Source organism: Telluria sp. ZB2R32 (assembly GCF_059685715.1).
The window spans coordinates 79727-96665 of the sequence record NZ_JCASIG010000005.1; the positions used below are offsets into that span (position 1 = coordinate 79727).

11 protein-coding genes are annotated in these 16939 nt (G+C 65.4%); 5 read left to right on the top strand and 6 right to left on the bottom strand.

The window, feature by feature from the left end:
• The first annotated feature begins 12 nt into the window (after nt 1-12).
• The gene (locus AC56LG_RS15565) at nt 13-2283 is read left to right on the top strand and encodes an OPT family oligopeptide transporter (protein WP_497166977.1); all 2271 of its coding nucleotides are present in this window, start codon (nt 13-15) and stop codon (nt 2281-2283) included.
• Nucleotides 2284-3124: 841 nt separating this feature from the next.
• Here AC56LG_RS15565 and AC56LG_RS15570 read toward each other — a convergent pair.
• On the bottom strand, nt 3125-4630 hold the full coding sequence (locus tag AC56LG_RS15570; protein WP_497166978.1) for a peptide MFS transporter: 1506 nt from the start codon (nt 4628-4630) through the stop codon (nt 3125-3127).
• 303 nt (nt 4631-4933) lie between these two features.
• Between AC56LG_RS15570 and ppnN the strand changes: the two genes are divergently transcribed.
• Nucleotides 4934-6304 (top strand): nucleotide 5'-monophosphate nucleosidase PpnN, encoded by a 1371-nt coding sequence (ppnN, locus tag AC56LG_RS15575; protein WP_497166979.1) that lies wholly within the window; start codon nt 4934-4936, stop codon nt 6302-6304.
• A gap of 137 nt (nt 6305-6441) precedes the next feature.
• On the opposite strand, the gene lysS is transcribed toward ppnN, so the two are convergent.
• The 3 genes from lysS to prfB all read right to left on the bottom strand — a co-directional run bounded on the left by lysS (nt 6442) and on the right by prfB (nt 9800).
• Entirely contained in the window at nt 6442-7992 is a 1551-nt protein-coding gene (lysS, locus tag AC56LG_RS15580) for a lysine--tRNA ligase (protein WP_497166980.1), read from the bottom strand.
• A gap of 26 nt (nt 7993-8018) precedes the next feature.
• Nucleotides 8019-8681 (bottom strand): HAD family hydrolase, encoded by a 663-nt coding sequence (locus AC56LG_RS15585; RefSeq protein ID WP_497166981.1) that lies wholly within the window; start codon nt 8679-8681, stop codon nt 8019-8021.
• 8 nt (nt 8682-8689) lie between these two features.
• Nucleotides 8690-9800, bottom strand: a protein-coding gene (gene prfB / locus AC56LG_RS15590) for a peptide chain release factor 2 (protein WP_497166982.1) whose coding sequence is annotated in 2 segments (ribosomal slippage) — nt 8690-9718 and nt 9720-9800 — 1110 coding nt in all. Because the reading frame shifts where the segments join, the coding sequence is not laid out codon by codon here.
• A 151-nt stretch (nt 9801-9951) separates the two neighbouring features.
• On the opposite strand from prfB, the gene AC56LG_RS15595 reads away from it, so the two are divergent.
• Nucleotides 9952-11964 carry a bifunctional 2',3'-cyclic-nucleotide 2'-phosphodiesterase/3'-nucleotidase gene (locus AC56LG_RS15595; RefSeq protein ID WP_497166983.1) on the top strand — a complete coding sequence of 671 codons (2013 nt, stop codon included), beginning with the start codon at nt 9952-9954 and terminating at the stop codon, nt 11962-11964.
• Nucleotides 11961-12368 carry a tetratricopeptide repeat protein gene (locus tag AC56LG_RS15600; protein WP_497166984.1) on the top strand — a complete coding sequence of 136 codons (408 nt, stop codon included), beginning with the start codon at nt 11961-11963 and terminating at the stop codon, nt 12366-12368. The genes AC56LG_RS15595 and AC56LG_RS15600 overlap by 4 nt, the downstream gene beginning before the upstream one ends.
• A 33-nt stretch (nt 12369-12401) precedes the next feature.
• On the opposite strand, the gene AC56LG_RS15605 is transcribed toward AC56LG_RS15600, so the two are convergent.
• Nucleotides 12402-13151, bottom strand: a complete 750-nt coding sequence (locus tag AC56LG_RS15605; protein ID WP_497166985.1) for a GAF domain-containing protein — start codon at nt 13149-13151, stop codon at nt 12402-12404.
• 204 nt (nt 13152-13355) lie between these two features.
• On the opposite strand from AC56LG_RS15605, the gene AC56LG_RS15610 reads away from it, so the two are divergent.
• Nucleotides 13356-14978 (top strand): methyl-accepting chemotaxis protein, encoded by a 1623-nt coding sequence (locus AC56LG_RS15610; RefSeq protein ID WP_497166986.1) that lies wholly within the window; start codon nt 13356-13358, stop codon nt 14976-14978.
• Nucleotides 14979-15220: 242 nt separating this feature from the next.
• On the opposite strand, the gene AC56LG_RS15615 is transcribed toward AC56LG_RS15610, so the two are convergent.
• A complete protein-coding gene (locus AC56LG_RS15615; RefSeq protein ID WP_497166987.1) occupies nt 15221-16825 on the bottom strand; it encodes a methyl-accepting chemotaxis protein in 1605 nt (534 codons plus the stop codon).
• Nucleotides 16826-16939 lie beyond the last annotated feature (114 nt).

Genomic DNA, 16939 nt, shown 5'->3' on the forward strand with positions numbered 1-16939 from the left:
TTCAGGAACACCATGCCCTACGATCCCGCTCCCGCGCCCGTCAAGCCCTACATCCCGGCCACGGCCAACCTTCCCGAATTCACCATCCGCGCCCTGGTCATGGGCGTCGTGCTGGGCATGATCTTCGGCGCCTCCTCGCTCTACCTGGTGCTGAAGGTCGGCCTGACGGTCAGCGCCTCGATCCCGGTGGCGGTGATCGCCATCACGTTGTTCGGCATGTTCAAGAAGATGGGCGGGCGCGAGTCGACCATCCTGGAAAACAGCATCACGCAAACGGCCGGCTCCGCCGGCGAGTCGCTTGCCTTTGGCCTGGGCGTGACCATGCCGGCGATTATGATCCTCGGCTTCGACCTCGAGATTTCGCGCGTGATGCTGGTCGGCGTGCTCGGCGGCCTGCTCGGCATCCTGATGATGATCCCGATGCGCCGCACCATGATCGTCGAAGGCCACCGCGAACTGAAATACCCGGAAGGCACGGCCTGCGCCGAAGTGCTGAAGGCCGCCGCCACCGAAACCTCGCGCGAAGCCGCCGGCGAAGTGCGACTGGAAGGGTCGGATGCCGCGCGTGACGCCAAGCGCCGCGCCGCGATCATCTTCGGGGGCTTCGGGCTGGGACTGTTGTACAAGGTGGCGAACGTTTCGCTCAAGGGCTGGAAGGACGTCGCCAACTTCGAATTCGGCGCGCCGCTGAAGGCGGGTTCGGCCGGCGCCGAGATCTCGCCGGAACTGGTCGGCGTCGGCTACATCATCGGCCCGCGCATCGCGTTCACGATGGCGGCCGGCGGCGTGCTCTCCTACCTGATGCTGATCCCGATGATCAAGTTCTTCGGCGAACTGCTGACCGTGCCGGTGTCGCCGGGCACGATGCTTATTAAAGACATGACGCCGGACGATATCCGCGACGCCTATGTGCTCTACATCGGCGCCGGCGCCGTGGCCGCGGGCGGCCTGATTTCGCTGGTGCGTTCGCTGCCGTCGATCTGGAACGGGCTGAAGGGCGGCCTGGCCGGCATGGGCAAGAACAAGGGCGCTGCACCCGCGTCGACCCTGCGCACCGACCAGGACATCCCGGTCAAATGGGTGGCGATCGGCTGCCTGGCGATCATCGCCGTCATCAGCTTCGCCACGCCGCTGCACATGAATTTCCTCGGCGCGCTGCTGATCCTGGTGTTCGGCTTCCTGTTCGCCACCGTGTCCTCGCGCCTGACCGGCGAAGTCGGCTCGTCCTCGAACCCGATCTCGGGCATGGCGGTGGCGACGCTGCTGTTCACATGTTTGATCTTTCTGGTCATGGGCTGGACCGGCGGGCGCTATTACGTGACCGCCTTGTCGGTCGGCGCCATCGTCTGCATCGCCGCCAGCAATGCCGGCACCACCTCGCAGGACTTGAAGACCGGCTTCCTGGTCGGCTCGACGCCGCGCCTGCAGCAGTACGCGATCCTGTGCGGGGCCTTTGCCTCGGCGCTGATCTTGGGGCCGATTTTGCTGAAGCTGAACGACGCCGGCACCGTGTACGTGCCGGCGGCCCAGGTCGCGCCCGGCATCACGGTCGATGCCTCGAAGCTGCTTGAGACGGCGCAGCTGCAGGGGCCGCAGGCCGAGACGGATAACAAGACCTATAAAGTCTGGCGCAAGGTCGGCACCGCCGGCGGGCCGGAAGGCAAGTACCTGGTCGGCGACGACGGCAAGCTCGCCTATCTGGTCGACCCGGGCATCAACGGCCACCACCACACGCGTCCGGACGGCACCGAAGTCAAGAAATACGATGCGCCGAAAGCGGTGCTGATGTCCTACATCATCAAGGGCATCCTCGACCAGCAACTGCCGTGGACGCTGGTGCTGTTCGGTGTGATGATCTCGGTGGTGCTGGAAATGGCCGGCATCCAGGCGCTGGCGTTCTCGGTCGGCGTCTACCTGCCGCTGGTGTCGACGCTGCCGATCGCCATCGGCGGCGCCGTGCGCTGGGCCGCCGACCGCCGCAACAACAAGCTGCCGCAGTATGCCGAACTGAATGCCGAGGAACGCGTCGCCGCCGGCGACCGCAGCTCGGGCACCTTGCTGGCCTCGGGCTACATCGCCGGCGGCGCGCTGGCGGGCATCATCATCGCCATTACGGCGGGGGTGATGACCAACTTCGACAGCATGATGGCGAAGTGGGCGGAAGGGTCGAATCCGTTCTTCGCGGGGCCGCAGTCGGACCTGCTGTCCTTGATACCGTATGCGGCGATCGTGCTGCTGCTGTATTGGGTGGCGCGCGAGAAGAGCCGTAAGGTGGGCGGCTGAACCGGTCTGTCCGCGTCTACGCGACGAACGCGCCGCCCACGCGTTCAAAGGAGGCGGATCGCCGCGGTTGATCATCCTGCGCCATGACGAGCCGGGTGCTGGACACGGTCACGCTGTTCTAGCGCGGCGGTCCGCCTGTGTTGAACGCGTGGGCGGCGCAGGTGCCGCGTAGATGCAAATGAACGGGTGTAGCCGCCCACCCTACGGGTCTCGCGGCACATGTAGGGTTGGCGGCTGAACCGGTCTGCCTGCGTCTACGCGACCAGCGCGCCGCCCACGCGTTCAAAGGAGGCGGACCGCCGCGCTTGATCATCCTGCGCCATGACGAGCCGGGTGCTGGACACAGTCGCGTTGTTCGACCGCGGCGGTCCGCCTCCTTTGAACGCGTGGGCGGCGCAGGTGCCGCGTAATTGCACATGAACGGGTACAGCCGCCCACCCTACGGGTATCGCGGCACATGTAGGGTGGGCGGCTGAACCCACCTGTCTGCGTCTGTGCGACGCGCGCGCCGCCCACGCGTTCAAAGGAGGCGGAGCGCCGCGGCTGATCATCCCGCGCCATGACTATCCGGATGCGGGACACGGTCACGCTGTTCGAGCGCGGCGGTCCGCCTGTGTTGAACGCGTGGACGGCGCAAAAGTCGCGTGAATGCGGATGAACGGGTGGAGCCGCCCACCCTACGGGTCGGTGGCATCGTAGGGCGGGCATGCCCGCGTTCGCACCGTCGAATACACGCACCGTGGGCCATGACCCGTCGCCGCATGCCGGCGGATACCGTTTGCGGCGACGAAAAAAAACGGCAGCCCGCAGGCTGCCGTTTTTATTGAAGCGAAGACGCCGATTACTTCACGCCGTGCATCAGCTTCTGGATCAGCGGTGCGACCAGGAACAGCAGCACGCCGCCGCCCACCAGCGACCAGAAGCCGAAGGTGTAGCCGTCCAGCGCCGAGGCGATCGACATGCCCGATTCGCCCGAGACGTGCGAGGCGAAGATGCCCGACAGGTTGTTGCCGATACCGGTCGACAGGAACCAGCCGCCCATGCCCAGGCCGACCAGGCGCACCGGCGCCAGCTTGGTGACCATCGACAGGCCGATCGGGGACAGGCACAGTTCGCCGACCGACTGGATGAAGTAGACGGTGAACAGGGTCCAGAACGGGATCTTGCCGTTGTCGTCGACCAGGGTCGAGAGCGCGTACATCAAGAGGCCGAATGCCAGGCCGTTGAAGATCAGGCCGAGGCCGAACTTGCGTGGGATCGATGGATTGGCGTTGCGGCGGCCCAGCATCACCCAGATGGCGGCGATGATCGGTGCAAAGGCGATGATGGCGACCGAGTTCACGCTCTGGAACCAGGCGACCGGGAAGATCCAGCCCGACAGGTCACGGTCGACGATCTGGTCGGCCAGGAAGGTGAACGAGCTGCCGGCCTGTTCGAAGAACATCCAGAACAGGATGTTGAAGGCGAAGATGATCATCATGGCGATGGTCTTGTCGCGCGCGACCTTGCCGTTGCGGATACCCTCGATCATCAGCATCAGTGCGAGACCGATGAACAGCACGGTCAGGATCACCTGCAGGGTGCCGGCGCCGAGCTTGAGCAGGAAGTACACGCCCGGAATGACGATGATGCTGCCGACGATGACGGCCAGCGGACGGCCGATGCCCTGCGCCTGCGGCTCGGGTGCGCCGATGCCGGCAAGCGTCTTGCGGCCGATGTAGAACCACACCAGGCTGACCAGCATGCCCAGGCCCGAGACCATGAACACGACCTTGTAGGCCGGGGTGGTGCCGTCGCCCATGTTCTGCGCCAGGATCTGGGTCAGGATCGGGGCGATGAAGGCGCCCGCGTTGATGCCCATGTAGAAGATGGTGAAGCCGGAATCGCGGCGGGTGTCGCCCAGGCTGTAGAGTTTGCCGACCATGGTCGAGATGTTCGGCTTGAACATGCCGTTACCGACGATGATGGTGGCCAGGCCGAGCTTGAACACGTCTTCGTTGGGGAAGCTGATCATGAACAGGCCGGCCGCCATGAAGATGGCGCCGATCAGGATCGAACGCTGGTAGCCGATGACGCGGTCGGCGATCAGGCCGCCGAAGACGGCGCCCGCATACACGAGCGCGAGGTAGGAACCATAGGTCAGGTTGGCGCTGGCCTGGCCGACGGCGGCACCGTCGTAGAACTGGGCGACGATGTAGAGCACGAGGGCCCAACGGATGCCGTAGAAAGCGAAGCGCTCCCAGAATTCGGTCATGAACAGCATCCACAGCGGCGCCGGGTGGCCCATGATCTGTTTGAACTCTGGAATGGCAACGTCCTTGCCGGGTGTAGCAGCTGCACCGCTCATGCGGGTCCTCCCCAAGATAGTGATTCGCGAATGTTTATTGTGTTGGAACGCCGGATGAGCCGGAATTCCAGTTGGGACGCATTTTAGAGGAAATTGCTTACCACAAGAAAAATTTTTGTCATTGTGGTAAACACGCGCGCAGGTGGTGCCTCAGTGGTCGATTATGTTGCCGGAGTGCACCACTCACGCACCACTTCGGCACACGTGCGCAGGCGTCCCGGGGCCAGTTGTCGTATATTGGTGAAACAGTCAGAATTGTTTCCGGAGGCCTTTGTTTCCGGCGTATTTGAAAGGAAGACCTGCATGAACCACGAAGTCGTCGATGTCCTGATTTCTCCCGAAGGTCGCCTTGAAGTCCTCTCGAAGGCCGAGGTGGCCAAGCTGCTCGATACCAGCCAGGGCGGCCTCTACAACATATTTCGCAAGTGCGCGCTCGCGGTCCTGAACTGCGGCAGTTCGATCGACGATGGCAAGGAGCTCCTCGAGCGCTACAGCAGCTTCGAGATCAGCGTCATCCAGCGTGAGCGCGGCATCAAGCTCGACATCCGCGGTGCTCCCTCGATCGCTTTCGTCGACGGCAAGATGATCAAGGGCATTCACGAGCACTTGTTTGCCGTGCTGCGCGACATCGTCTACGTCCACTTCGAGATCACCGAAAACCCGAAATTTAATCTCAGCAAGCCGGAAGGCATCACCGACGCGGTGTTTCACATCCTGCGCAATGCCAACGTGCTGCAGCCGCAGCGCAACCCGAACCTGGTCGTGTGCTGGGGCGGCCACTCGATCAACCGCGTCGAATACAACTACACGAAAGAGGTCGGCTACGCGCTCGGCCTGCGCGAACTCGACATCTGCACCGGCTGCGGTCCGGGCGCGATGAAGGGCCCGATGAAGGGCGCCGCGATCGGCCACTCGAAGCAGCGCCTGCACGGCGGACGCTACCTCGGCATCTCGGAGCCCGGCATCATCGCCGCCGAGTCGCCGAACCCGATCGTCAACGACCTGGTCATCATGCCGGACATCGAAAAGCGCCTGGAAGCCTTCGTGCGCACCGGCCACGGCATCGTCGTGTTCCCGGGCGGCGCCGGCACCGCCGAAGAGATCCTGTACATCCTCGGCATCCTGCTCCATCCCGACAACGCCGAGATGCCGTTCCCGCTGGTCTTCACCGGCCCGGCCACCGCGCGCGAATACTTCGAGCAGATCGACGGCTTCATCGCCCGGACGCTGGGAGCGCGCGCCCAGGCCCGCTACAAGATCATCATCGACGACCCGGACGCGGTCGCGCGCGAGATGGCCGCCGGGATCAAGGGGGTGCGCGAATTCCGCAAGGCGAGGAGCGACGCCTACTACTTCAACTGGCTCCTGAAAATCGACCATGAATTCCAGAAGCCGTTCAAGCCGACCCACGAGAACATGCGCAACCTGAAGCTGCACAAGAACCAGGAAACGCACCTGCTCGCCGCCAACCTGCGCCGCGCGTTCTCGGGCGTGGTGGCCGGCAACGTGAAGGAAGAGGGCATCCGCGAGATCGAGAAGCACGGCAAGTACGAGATCCATGGCGACAGCGAGATCATGGGGCCGATGGATGCGCTGCTGTCCTCGTTCGTCGAGCAGAGCCGGATGAAATTGCCGGGCAAGGCATACGTGCCTTGTTATACGATCGTGCAGTAAGGTTTTCGTAGGGTGGGCATTCATGCCCACGCGGTACGGCGTGTGAATTGTGTTTCGATATGCGAATGCCGTACCGCGTGCGCACCCTACAAAAAAACGGGACGCCTTGGCGTCCCGTTTTTCATTCGATCAAACGATCAGTCCTCTTTGCGCAGGTGCGGGAACAGCAGCACGTCGCGAATGTTCGGCGAGTCGGTCAGGATCATGATCAGGCGATCGATGCCGATGCCGCAGCCGCCGGCCGGCGGCATGCCGTATTCCAGCGCGCGGATGTAGTCGGCGTCGTAGTACATCGCTTCGTCGTCGCCGGCTTCCTTGGCTTCGACCTGCGACAGGAAGCGCGCGGCCTGGTCTTCCGGATCGTTCAGCTCCGAGAAGCCGTTGGCGATCTCGCGGCCGACCATGAACAATTCGAAGCGCTCGGTGATGCCGGCGCGGGTGTCCGAGGCGCGTGCCAGCGGCGAGACTTCGACCGGGTAGTCGATGATGTACGTCGGCTCCCACAGCTGCGCTTCGGCGGTCTCTTCGAACAGCGACAGTTGCAGCGCGCCCAGGCCGGCGGTGGCGAAGGGCTTGACGCCGAATTTCTTCAGTTCCGCCTTGATGAAATCGGCGTCGTCGAGCTGCTCGGCCGTGTAGCCGGGCGCGTACTTGTTGATGGCCTGGACAATGGTCAGGCGCTGGAACGGCTTCGACAGGTCCAGCTCGCGCCCGCCGTACGACAGCACGGCCGTGCCCTGGGCATCGACCGCGGCCTGGCGGATGATCGCTTCGGTGAAGTCCATCAGCCAGGTGTAGTCGGTGTAGGCCGCGTAGAACTCCATCATCGTGAACTCGGGGTTGTGACGGATCGACACGCCCTCGTTGCGGAAATTGCGGTTCACCTCGAACACGCGGTCGAAGCCGCCCACTACCAGGCGCTTCAGGTACAGCTCCGGCGCGATACGCAGGAACATCTGCATGTCGAGCGCATTGTGGTGGGTGATGAAGGGCTTGGCCGCGGCGCCGCCCGGGATCGGGTGCAGCATCGGGGTCTCGACTTCCATGAAGTCGTTCTTTTCCATGAAGCGGCGCATCGACGACAGCGCGGCGGTACGCGCCTTGAAGGTGCGGCGCGTCTCTTCGTTCATGATCAGGTCGACGTAGCGCTGGCGGTACCTGGTTTCCTGGTCGGCCAGGCCGTGGAACTTGTCCGGCAGCGGACGCAGCGCCTTGGTCACCAGGCGCAGCTTATTCACCTTGATCGTCAGTTCGTCGACCTTGGTCTTGAACAGCGTGCCTTCGACACCGAGGATGTCGCCGAGGTCGTAGGTGCGGAAAGCTTCCATCGCCGCTTCGCCGGTCGCGTCCAGGGTCACGTAGATCTGGATGCGGCCGTCGGCGCGCGGGCCGGAGGCGTCCTGCAGCGTGGCGAACGCCGCCTTCTTGCCGGCTTCGCGCTTGAGCATCATGCGGCCGGCCAGCACCACGGGAATCGCTTTTTCTTCCAGCTCTTCGCGGGAGGTGTGGCTGTACTTCTCGTGCAACGCAGCCGCCTTATCCTGGGGTTTGAAGTCGTTCGGAAAGGCGACGCCCTGTTCGCGGATCGCGGCCAGCTTGGCGCGGCGCTCGGTCATGATCTTGTTGTCGTCCGCGGTCGCGGCCGATTCCGCCGGCACTGGCGTGTTCTCTTGGTTTTCCGTAGTCATGGTGGGTTCAACTCTTGTGTGTTTATTCAGGCGAACAGCGTCTCGAGCGAGAGCGACGAGAAATCGTCGACGATCGCGATCACGTTGTCGAATTCGGAAAAGGCATCGGCGCGCAGGGTGGTGGTGATCACCACCACGCGCATGCCGGCGCGGCGCGCAGCTTCGACGCCCAGCGGCGCGTCTTCGAAGACGATGCAGTCGGCGGGTGCGGCGCCGCAGCGGCGCGCCGCTTCCAGGAACACGTCCGGATGCGGTTTGCCGCGCGCCACGTCGGCGGCGCCGACGACGGTCTCGAAATGGCGGCGCAGGTCGAGGCCGTCGAGCGTGAACTCGACGTTGGCCGGCGGCGCGGCCGTGCCGACCGCCAGCAGGATGCCTTGCGAGCGCGCATCGGCGATCAGGTCTTCGAAGCCGGCGACGCTTTTCAGGTGCGGCGCGTACAGCTCGCGGTAGACGGCTTCCTTCTCGTGGTTCAGGACAGCGATTTCATCGTCGGCCAGGTCCGCGCCCAGGTAGGAGCGGATGATTTCCTGGCCCTGGCGGCCGGCCGTCGTGCGGAAGAATTCGTCCGCATCGATGGCGCGTCCGCGGCGCTCGAAGAAGGCGATCCACGACTGGGTGTGGAAGGCCATGTTGTCGACGATGGTGCCGTCCATGTCGAAGATCAGCGCACGCTTATCGACTGTCATGCGTGCGCTCATGCGCCGACGCCCTGCTTGAGCGAGGCCGAGATGAAGTCGTCCAGGTCGCCGTCGAGCACGTTCTTGGTGTTGCCGGTCTCGAAGCCGGTGCGCAAATCCTTGATGCGCGACTGGTCGAGCACGTAGGAACGGATCTGGTGGCCCCAGCCGACGTCGGTCTTCGAGTCTTCCAGTTTCTGCTGCTCGGCCATGCGCTTGCGCATTTCGAGTTCGAACAGTTTGGCGCGCAGCATGTCGAAGGCTTCGGCCTTGTTGCGGTGCTGCGAACGGTCGTTCTGGCACTGCACGACGATGCCCGACGGCGCGTGCGTCAGGCGCACCGCGGAGTCGGTCTTGTTGATGTGCTGGCCGCCCGCGCCGGATGCGCGGTAGGTGTCGATGCGCACGTCGGCCGGGTTGATCTCGATCTCGAACGACTCGTCGACTTCCGGATACACGAACAGCGAAGTGAACGAGGTGTGGCGGCCGTTGGCCGAGTCGAACGGCGACTTGCGCACCAGGCGGTGCACGCCGGTTTCGGTGCGCAGGTGGCCATAGGCGTACTCACCCTCGACCTTGATGGTCGCGGTCTTGATGCCGGCGACTTCACCGTCGGACTGTTCCAGGATCTCGGCCTTGAAGCCCTTGCGTTCGCAATAGCGCAGGTACTGGCGCAGCAGCATCGAGGCCCAGTCCTGGGCTTCGGTACCGCCGGCGCCGGCCTGGATGTCGATGAAGCAGCTCGCGTGGTCCATCGGGTTGCTGAACATGCGACGGAATTCCATCTGCTCGATGACCGCCTTGACCGCTTCCAGGTCGGCGCCCACGGCTTCCATGGTATCGTCGTCGCCTTCTTCGCGGCCCATCTCGAACAGGTCGGCGGCGTCGGCGAGGTCGGCCTTGGCTTTTTCCAGCGTCAGCACGACGCCTTCCAGGGCCTTTTTCTCTTTACCGAGATCGAGCGCCCGCTTCTGGTCGTTCCAGACGGTCGGATCTTCGAGTTCTTCGTTGACCTGCTCTAGTTTCTCCGACTTCCGATCGAAGTCAAAGATACCTCCGAAGTTCGGCCTCGCGACCGGTCAGGTCGTTCAGCAGGGCGGAGATGGCGTTGATGCGTTCAGCTTCCATGATCTTGGCGTCTAAATGAGTTGAATCGAACCTTCGATTATACCCCAGTGGCTGCGCGTGCCGGTGACGCGGGCGCCACGATGGCCTGCCAACTTGCCCCGGCTTGCGTAGCTGCCGTATCATCGGCCCCGTTCCCAACCGACGAATTCCCATGCGCCTCTCCATTCCTTGTCAAATCGGCATTGCGCTTTTGCCTGCCACGTTCAGCCTTCCGACCCTCGCCGCGCCGGCCGCGCCCAAAGGCGCCAGCGCCACCCTCGCCGTGCTGGAAACCACCGACCTGCACTCGAACGTGGTCGGCTACGATTACTTCAAGCTGGCCGAGGAACCGTCGATCGGCCTCGACCGCACCGCGCGCCTGATCGCGCAGGCGCGTGAGGAGTTTGCCAACACGGTCCTGTTCGACAACGGCGACACCATCCAGGGCAATGCGCTGGCCGACTACCAGGCGCTCGTCAAGCCGCTGCGCTGCGACCAGACGCTGGGTATCTACAAGGTGATGAACGCGCTGAAGTACGACGGCGCCTCGATCGGCAACCATGAGTTCAACTATGGCCTCGGCTTCCTGTCGCAGGTGACGGGCAAGCGCTTCCAGGTTGTCGGCGTGGAGCAGCCCAAGCGCTGCGCCGGCCCGGCCTTTCCGCAGGTGCTGGCCAACGTCTACAGCGTGAAGACGAAGAAGCCGCTGTTCGAGCCCTACCGCATCATCGAGAAAAAGGTGCGTGCGCAGGATGCGAGCGGCCGCGCGATCTCGGCGATCGTCAAAGTCGGGATCATCGGCTTCACGCCGCCGACCATCATGTCCTGGGACAAGCGCTGGCTCGACGGCAAGGTCTATACCACCGGCGTGCGCGAGGCGGCGCTGCAATACATCCCCGAGATGCGCAGGAAGGGCGCCGACATCGTCGTCGCCATCGCCCACGGCGGCCTGGACGCCAATCCGTACACGCCGCAGATGGAAAACGCCGGCTGGTACCTGGCGCAGGTGCCGGGCGTGGACGCGATGCTGCTCGGGCATTCGCACCAGCTGTTCCCGAACGCCGCCAGCACGGCGCCGCAATTCAACCTGCCGGGCGTGGACAAGGCCAAGGGGCTGGTACACGGCGTGCCGACCGTGATGGCGAATTTGTGGGGCAAGCACCTGGGCGTGATCGCGCTGCAGTTGCGCGCCGACGGCAAGGGCTGGACGATCGAGAAGGACAAGACCGTGGTCGAAGCGCGCAGCGCCCAGAATGCCGACAAGAGTTTTGTTGCCGCCGATCCGGCGGTGCTGGCGCTGATCCGCGAGGAGCATGAGGCGACCATCGGCTACGTCAAGACGCCGGTCGGCAGCACCGACTTTCGCATGACGACGTATTTCGCCGACGTCGGCGACACCTCGGCGATCGCGGTGGTGAATGCGGCGCAGACGCAGTACGTGAAGAACTACGTGGCGGCCAACCTGCCGCAGTATGCGAAGCTGCCAGTGCTGTCGATGTCGGCGCCGTTCAAGAGCGGCCTGGCCGGCGCCTTCGATTTCACCGACGTCCCGGCCGGGAACCTGGCGCTGAACAATGCGGCCGACCTCTACCTGTATCCGAACGCGCTGTATGCGGTGAAGATCGACGGCGCTGGCCTGAAAGCCTGGCTCGAGACTTCGGCGCGCCGCTTCAACACCATCGACCCGAACAAGACCGATGCGCAGGAGCTGGTCAACCCGACTGTCCCAAGCTACAACTTCGACACGCCGACCTCGCCCGAGATCAGCTACGAGATCGACGTGACGCAGCCTGCCGGCGCGCGCATCCGCAAGCTCGCCTTGCGCGGCGTGCCGGTCGCGCCGGAACAGGAATTCATCGTCGCCACGAATAACTACCGCGCCAGCGGCGGCGGCAACTTCCCCGGCCTGGACGGCAGCAAGACCATCCTCGCCTCGCCCGACACCAGCCGCGACGTCTTGATCGCCTACATTCGCGACGTCGGGAAGCTGACCCGCGCCAGCCACGGCGCCGCGCGCAGCTGGCGCTTCACGCCGGTGAAGACGGCCGGACCGGTAGTATTCCATTCGGCGCCGGGCATGCTGGAACTGGCGCAGGCGGCCGGGCTGGACAACGTCAGCCAGCTGCGCGCCGACGATGGACTGGGCAAAGGGTTTGCGCTGTACAGGCTGGATCTGGCGAAATGAAGATGCTGGTGCTGGTGCTGGTGCTGGCACTGGCGGGTGTCGGCGCGGTGCAGGCCACGCCGGCACAGGTGCAGTCGACGGCCGCGGTGCAGGCGCAGGATACCTACAAGCTGGGGCTGATGTACCGAAACGGTACAGGCGTGGCGGTCGATGCCGGCCTGGCGGCGCACTGGATCGGCATCGCCGCGCGCGGCGGACTGCCCGAGGCGATGTTCACCCTGGCGAACATGCTGGCGGCAGGAGAGGGCATGCCGGCCGACGCCGGCGCCGCACGGCGCTGGCTGGAAGAAGCGGCCGCGCTGGGCTATCCGGCGGCCTTGCAGGAGCTGGCCATGCGCGAGCCCGATCCGCGCCAGGCGGAACTGCTGATGCGCCAGGCGGCGCACGCATTGCAGCACCCGTAGGGCGGGCATGCCCGCCCTACGTGCAGGGCAAACTCAGTCCTTGACCGACGCCTCGATCTCGCCCGCGGCAATCGCGGCCAGGTCGACCAGTGCCTGCAGCTCCGACGCGCGCAGCTTGCGCGGTTCGCGGTCGATCACGCACAGGGTGCCCATTGCCAGGCCGGCGCGGTCGCGCAGCGGGACGCCGGCGTAGAAGCGGATGTGCGGATCGGCCAGCACCAGCGGGTTGCCGGAGAAGCGCGCGTCGCTCATCGCATCTTCGATCACGAACGGACCGTCCTGCAGGATCGCGTGCGTACAGAAGGCCCACTCGCGTGGCGACTGCTGTGCCGGCAGGCCGACGCGTGCCTTGAACCACTGGCGGCGCGCGGTCAGGAGCGAAATCAGGGCGATCGGCGATCCGGTCACTTTCGAGGCCAGGCGCACGATGCGCTCGAAACGCTCTTCGGACAGGCTGTCGACCAGGTCGATCGCGGCCAGCGCGGCCAGGCGCTGTGCTTCGTCGTCTGGCACCGGGAAGGCCGGATCGGGATGCGGCAGGAAATCGGGGTCGGTCGGCGTCGGCGGCTGGCGCCGTTCATGCGGCACGTGCTGGCCCGCTACCTTGCTCATCAGGGCGCGGATATGGCTTTCGCGCGTGCGGCGGTGGCCGCCTGGCGTTTTCCACGAATCGATCGCGCCACTTTCCATCCAGAGCTGGACGGTACTGGTAGCTACGCCCAGCAGGCGGGCGGCGGCACTGGTTGTGAGGATCGGATCCTCTTCCATTGTATTACTGTTCATAAATATTCCTGCTGGTTTCGGTGAGTATACCCGATTTGATGAATTTCGCCGCGTGTAACGCTTATGTCCCGCCAAATGAGGAATAAAACGACAAAAAAAGCAAATTTGGTTGCAATTTAGAAATTGATCATGCACAATAATCATGATTTTCGTCATTATTTCTCGGTCGTGCCCTGGCCACCCCCAATCTTTCTGGAGAAGCATGTGAAGCTGTCCACACTCAGCCTCGCGACACGGCTGTATGCCGCGTTCGCGCTCGTCCTGCTCGTCACAATCACGCTCGCCGGCTTCGCGATCGTGCGCGTCAACAGTATCGAGGCCAGCCTCGAGAACGCAGAAAGCTTCCGCGCGACCCGCCTCGAGCCGCTCTACCAGGCGCGCGAGGCGCTCGACCAGACCGGCATCGCGGCGCGCAACGCCTTCATCTTCCAGGACCCGGCGGCAGCCGCGCGCGAACTCGACATCGTCGACGCCAGGAAGGCCGAGTACCTGGCCGCGCTGGCCAAACTCGATCCAGTACTGGCGGACGATCCAGCCTGGCGCAAGGTGCGCGCGGGGCTGACGGCGATGGCGCGCGAACTGGCGCGTCCGCGCGCGTTCGTGACGGCCGGCCAGCGCGAGGCCTTCGGCACCTTCCTGGTCGAGGAGTGCAGCCCGCTGCGGCGCCAGATCGTGGCCGACATCGACGTCCTCCTCGAGCAGCTGCAAGCCAATACCGTCGCCGCCGGCGCCGCTTCTGCAGCCGAAGCCTCGGGCGCGCGCTACTGGATCACGGCCCTGAGCGTGCTGTGCGCGCTGCTGTGCGCCGGCATCGGCCTGGCGATCACGCGCAGCCTGATCGGCCAGCTGGGCGGCGAACCGGCGTATGCCACCGCCGTCGCGCGCGAGATTGCGGCGGGCCAGCTGCAGCACCAGGTCGATACCGAACGCGCGCGGCCGGCGAGCCTGCTGTATGCGATGAGCGCCATGCGCGACAGCCTGTCCGGCATCGTCGCCCGCGTGCGCGGCGGCACCGACGCCATCGCCTCGGCCTCGGCCGAAATCGCCAGCGGCAACCTCGACCTCTCGACACGCACCGAAACGCAAGCCGCCGCGCTGGCGCAGATCGCCGGCTCGATGAAGCAGCTGATCGGCTCGGTGCAGCAGAACGCCGACTACGCGGCCCAGGCCAGCAAGCTCGCCGGCGACGCTTCGAACATCTCGCTCGAAGGCGACGCCGCGGTCGAGGGCGTGGTCGCGACCATGCGCTTGATCGAACAGTCCTCGCGCCGCATCGAGGACATCATTTCCGTCATCGACGGCATCGCCTTCCAGACCAACATCCTCGCGCTCAACGCGGCGGTGGAGGCGGCGCGTGCGGGCGAGCAGGGCCGCGGTTTCGCGGTGGTGGCCAGCGAAGTGCGCAACCTGGCGCAGCGCTCGGCCTCGGCCGCCAAGGAGATCAAGGCGCTGATCGAGGATTCGGTCGGCAAGGTCGGCGCCGGTACGGTGCTGGTCGGCCAGGCCGGCGACACCATGCGCAAGGTGGTGACAGGCGTGCAGCGCGTGACCGCCATCATGGGCCAGATCTCGGATGCGACGCGCGCCCAGAGCGCCGACATCGACCAGGTCGACCAGGCCATCGTGCGCCTCGACGAAATGACGCTGCAAAACGCGGCCCTGGTCGAGGAAGCCTCGGCCGCGGCGCAGTCGCTGAGCATGCAGGCCGACGAACTGGCCGGCGTCGTCAATACCTTCCAGCTGGCGCCGCAGGGCATCGCGCCGGCGCGCCGCGCCTGTCACGCACACCCGGCGCATGCGGCGCAGGGGCGCCTCGCCGCCGCCTGATCCCCGGTCGGAGCAGACAGGGCCCGGCATGAGCGATCCCTCTGGCAGGGCGCGCCGATCGGTGCATTCTCGGTTGCGAGGAGGGCGCTGGCGCTGAATGGGAGTTGCGGGGTGCAGCTATGCGTCGACAACGACGCGATGCCGATCGAGGACGCCTCGGTGCCCTGGCCGGAGGACCGGATCGCGGCCGCGCGCGGCGTTCAGCCGCTGCCCGATCCACGGGCCGGCGGCGACCGGGAAAGTCAAGCCGCCAGCGCCAGTGGCGCCGGCGCGCCCGCACGCGCCGGTGCTGCCGGCGCCGCAGCGGTATCGTCGAGCTTGAAGGTGCTGACCACTTGCGCCAGGCTTGCGGCCTGGTCCTGCATCGATTCGGCGGCCGCCGCCGCTTCCTCGACCAGGGCTGCGTTCTGCTGCGTGACCCGGTCCATGTCGACGATCGCGCTGTTCACCTGCTCGATGCCGGCGCTCTGTTCTTCGCTGGCGTTGGCGATGTCGGCGATGATGGTGGTCACGTGCTCGATGCTGCGCACGATCTCTCCCATGGTGGCGCCGGCGCGGTCGACCTGGCCGGTGCCGGCCGCGACCTTGTTCACCGAATCGTCGATGAGCAGCTTGATCTCTTTCGCCGCGCCCGCCGAACGCTGCGCCAGGTTGCGCACTTCGCCGGCCACGACCGCGAAGCCGCGGCCCTGTTCGCCGGCGCGGGCCGCTTCCACCGCGGCATTCAGCGCCAGGATATTGGTCTGGAAGGCGATGCCGTCGATGACGCTGATGATGTCGACGATCTTGCGCGAGGATGCGTTGATCGACCCCATGGTGGCGACCACTTCGGCCACCACGGCGCCGCCTTCGCCGGCGATGCTGGCCGCTTTTCGCGCCAGCAGGTTCGCTTCGCGGGCGTTGTCGGCGTTCTGGCGCACGGTCGAGGTCAGCTCTTCCATCGAAGAGGCGGTTTCCTCCAGCGAGCCGGCTTGCTGCTCGGTGCGGCTCGACAGGTCGGCGTTGCCGCTGGCGATTTCGTGGGAGGCGGTGGCGATCGCGCCGGTGCCGCTCCTGACGTGGCCGACGATGCCGGCCAGCGCCGCCGACATGCTGGCCAGGGCGCGCAGCAGGTCGCCGGTTTCGTCGCGCTGGGTGGCCGCGGCGCGGCTGGTCAGGTCGCCGCGCGCCACGCGCTGGGCGAAGCCGACGGCATGGCCGAGCGGGACCGTGATCGACCGCGTGATCAGCCAGGCGCAGGCGGCGCCCAGCAGCAGGGCGGCCAGGCCGAGGGCGATCAGGATGATGCGGGTGTGCTCGTAGGAGGCAAGGATGGTGGCGGCGACGCCGTCGGCGGCCTCGATCTGCATCGCGGCCAGTTTATCGGTTGCGGCCAGGAAGGCGGTGCTGACCGGCGTGAGCCGCTCGGTGTAGATCTTGTCGGCGCCTTCGACATCGCCGGCGCGCTTGGCCGTGAACAGGTCTGCGCGGGCGGCGAGATAAGGGTCGCGCAGGCCCTTGACGATGGCGAATTGCTTGCGCACGGCTTCATTGCGCAGCGAGGCTTCGATCAGGTTCTGCAGTTCGGTGGAGCGCGCCGAGGCCGCCTTCATCTGGGCCTCGGCCTGGTCAATGACGGCCGTGTCCTCGCTCACGTAGGCGGTGTGCAGCCTTGCGCTGTTGAGCTCGATGAGCTTGCCCCATTCGGCGACGTTGCGCTGGTTCTTGATGCTGGTATGCACCAGCCGGCTCGTCATGTCGCCGGCTTCCTGCATGCGCAGCAAGGCGGTTACGGTCACCGCCAGCAGCAAGGCGAGGACGATGGCAAATCCCGCGCCCAGGCGGACGCCGATCTTGAGGTTTTTCACGTTGGATTCCTGATGAATTGGCGGCGGCAGCCGCTGTCGATTCGTCGATGGCCGCCGGAGAGGCGGTCGCGGCGCAATGGCCGCATTCGATCTGTTCAGGACGAGTATAGCAGC

Bases quoted from the DNA above. Each gene is read 5' to 3' on its own strand.
- AC56LG_RS15565 (WP_497166977.1), top strand. From the start codon at position 13: ATGCCCTACGATCCCGCTCCCGCGCCCGTCAAGCCCTACATCCCGGCC.
- AC56LG_RS15570 (WP_497166978.1), bottom strand. From the start codon at position 4,630: ATGAGCGGTGCAGCTGCTACACCCGGCAAGGACGTTGCCATTCCAGAG.
- ppnN (WP_497166979.1), top strand. From the start codon at position 4,934: ATGAACCACGAAGTCGTCGATGTCCTGATTTCTCCCGAAGGTCGCCTT.
- lysS (WP_497166980.1), bottom strand. From the start codon at position 7,992: ATGACTACGGAAAACCAAGAGAACACGCCAGTGCCGGCGGAATCGGCC.
- AC56LG_RS15585 (WP_497166981.1), bottom strand. From the start codon at position 8,681: ATGACAGTCGATAAGCGTGCGCTGATCTTCGACATGGACGGCACCATC.
- AC56LG_RS15595 (WP_497166983.1), top strand. From the start codon at position 9,952: ATGCGCCTCTCCATTCCTTGTCAAATCGGCATTGCGCTTTTGCCTGCC.
- AC56LG_RS15600 (WP_497166984.1), top strand. From the start codon at position 11,961: ATGAAGATGCTGGTGCTGGTGCTGGTGCTGGCACTGGCGGGTGTCGGC.
- AC56LG_RS15605 (WP_497166985.1), bottom strand. From the start codon at position 13,151: ATGAACAGTAATACAATGGAAGAGGATCCGATCCTCACAACCAGTGCC.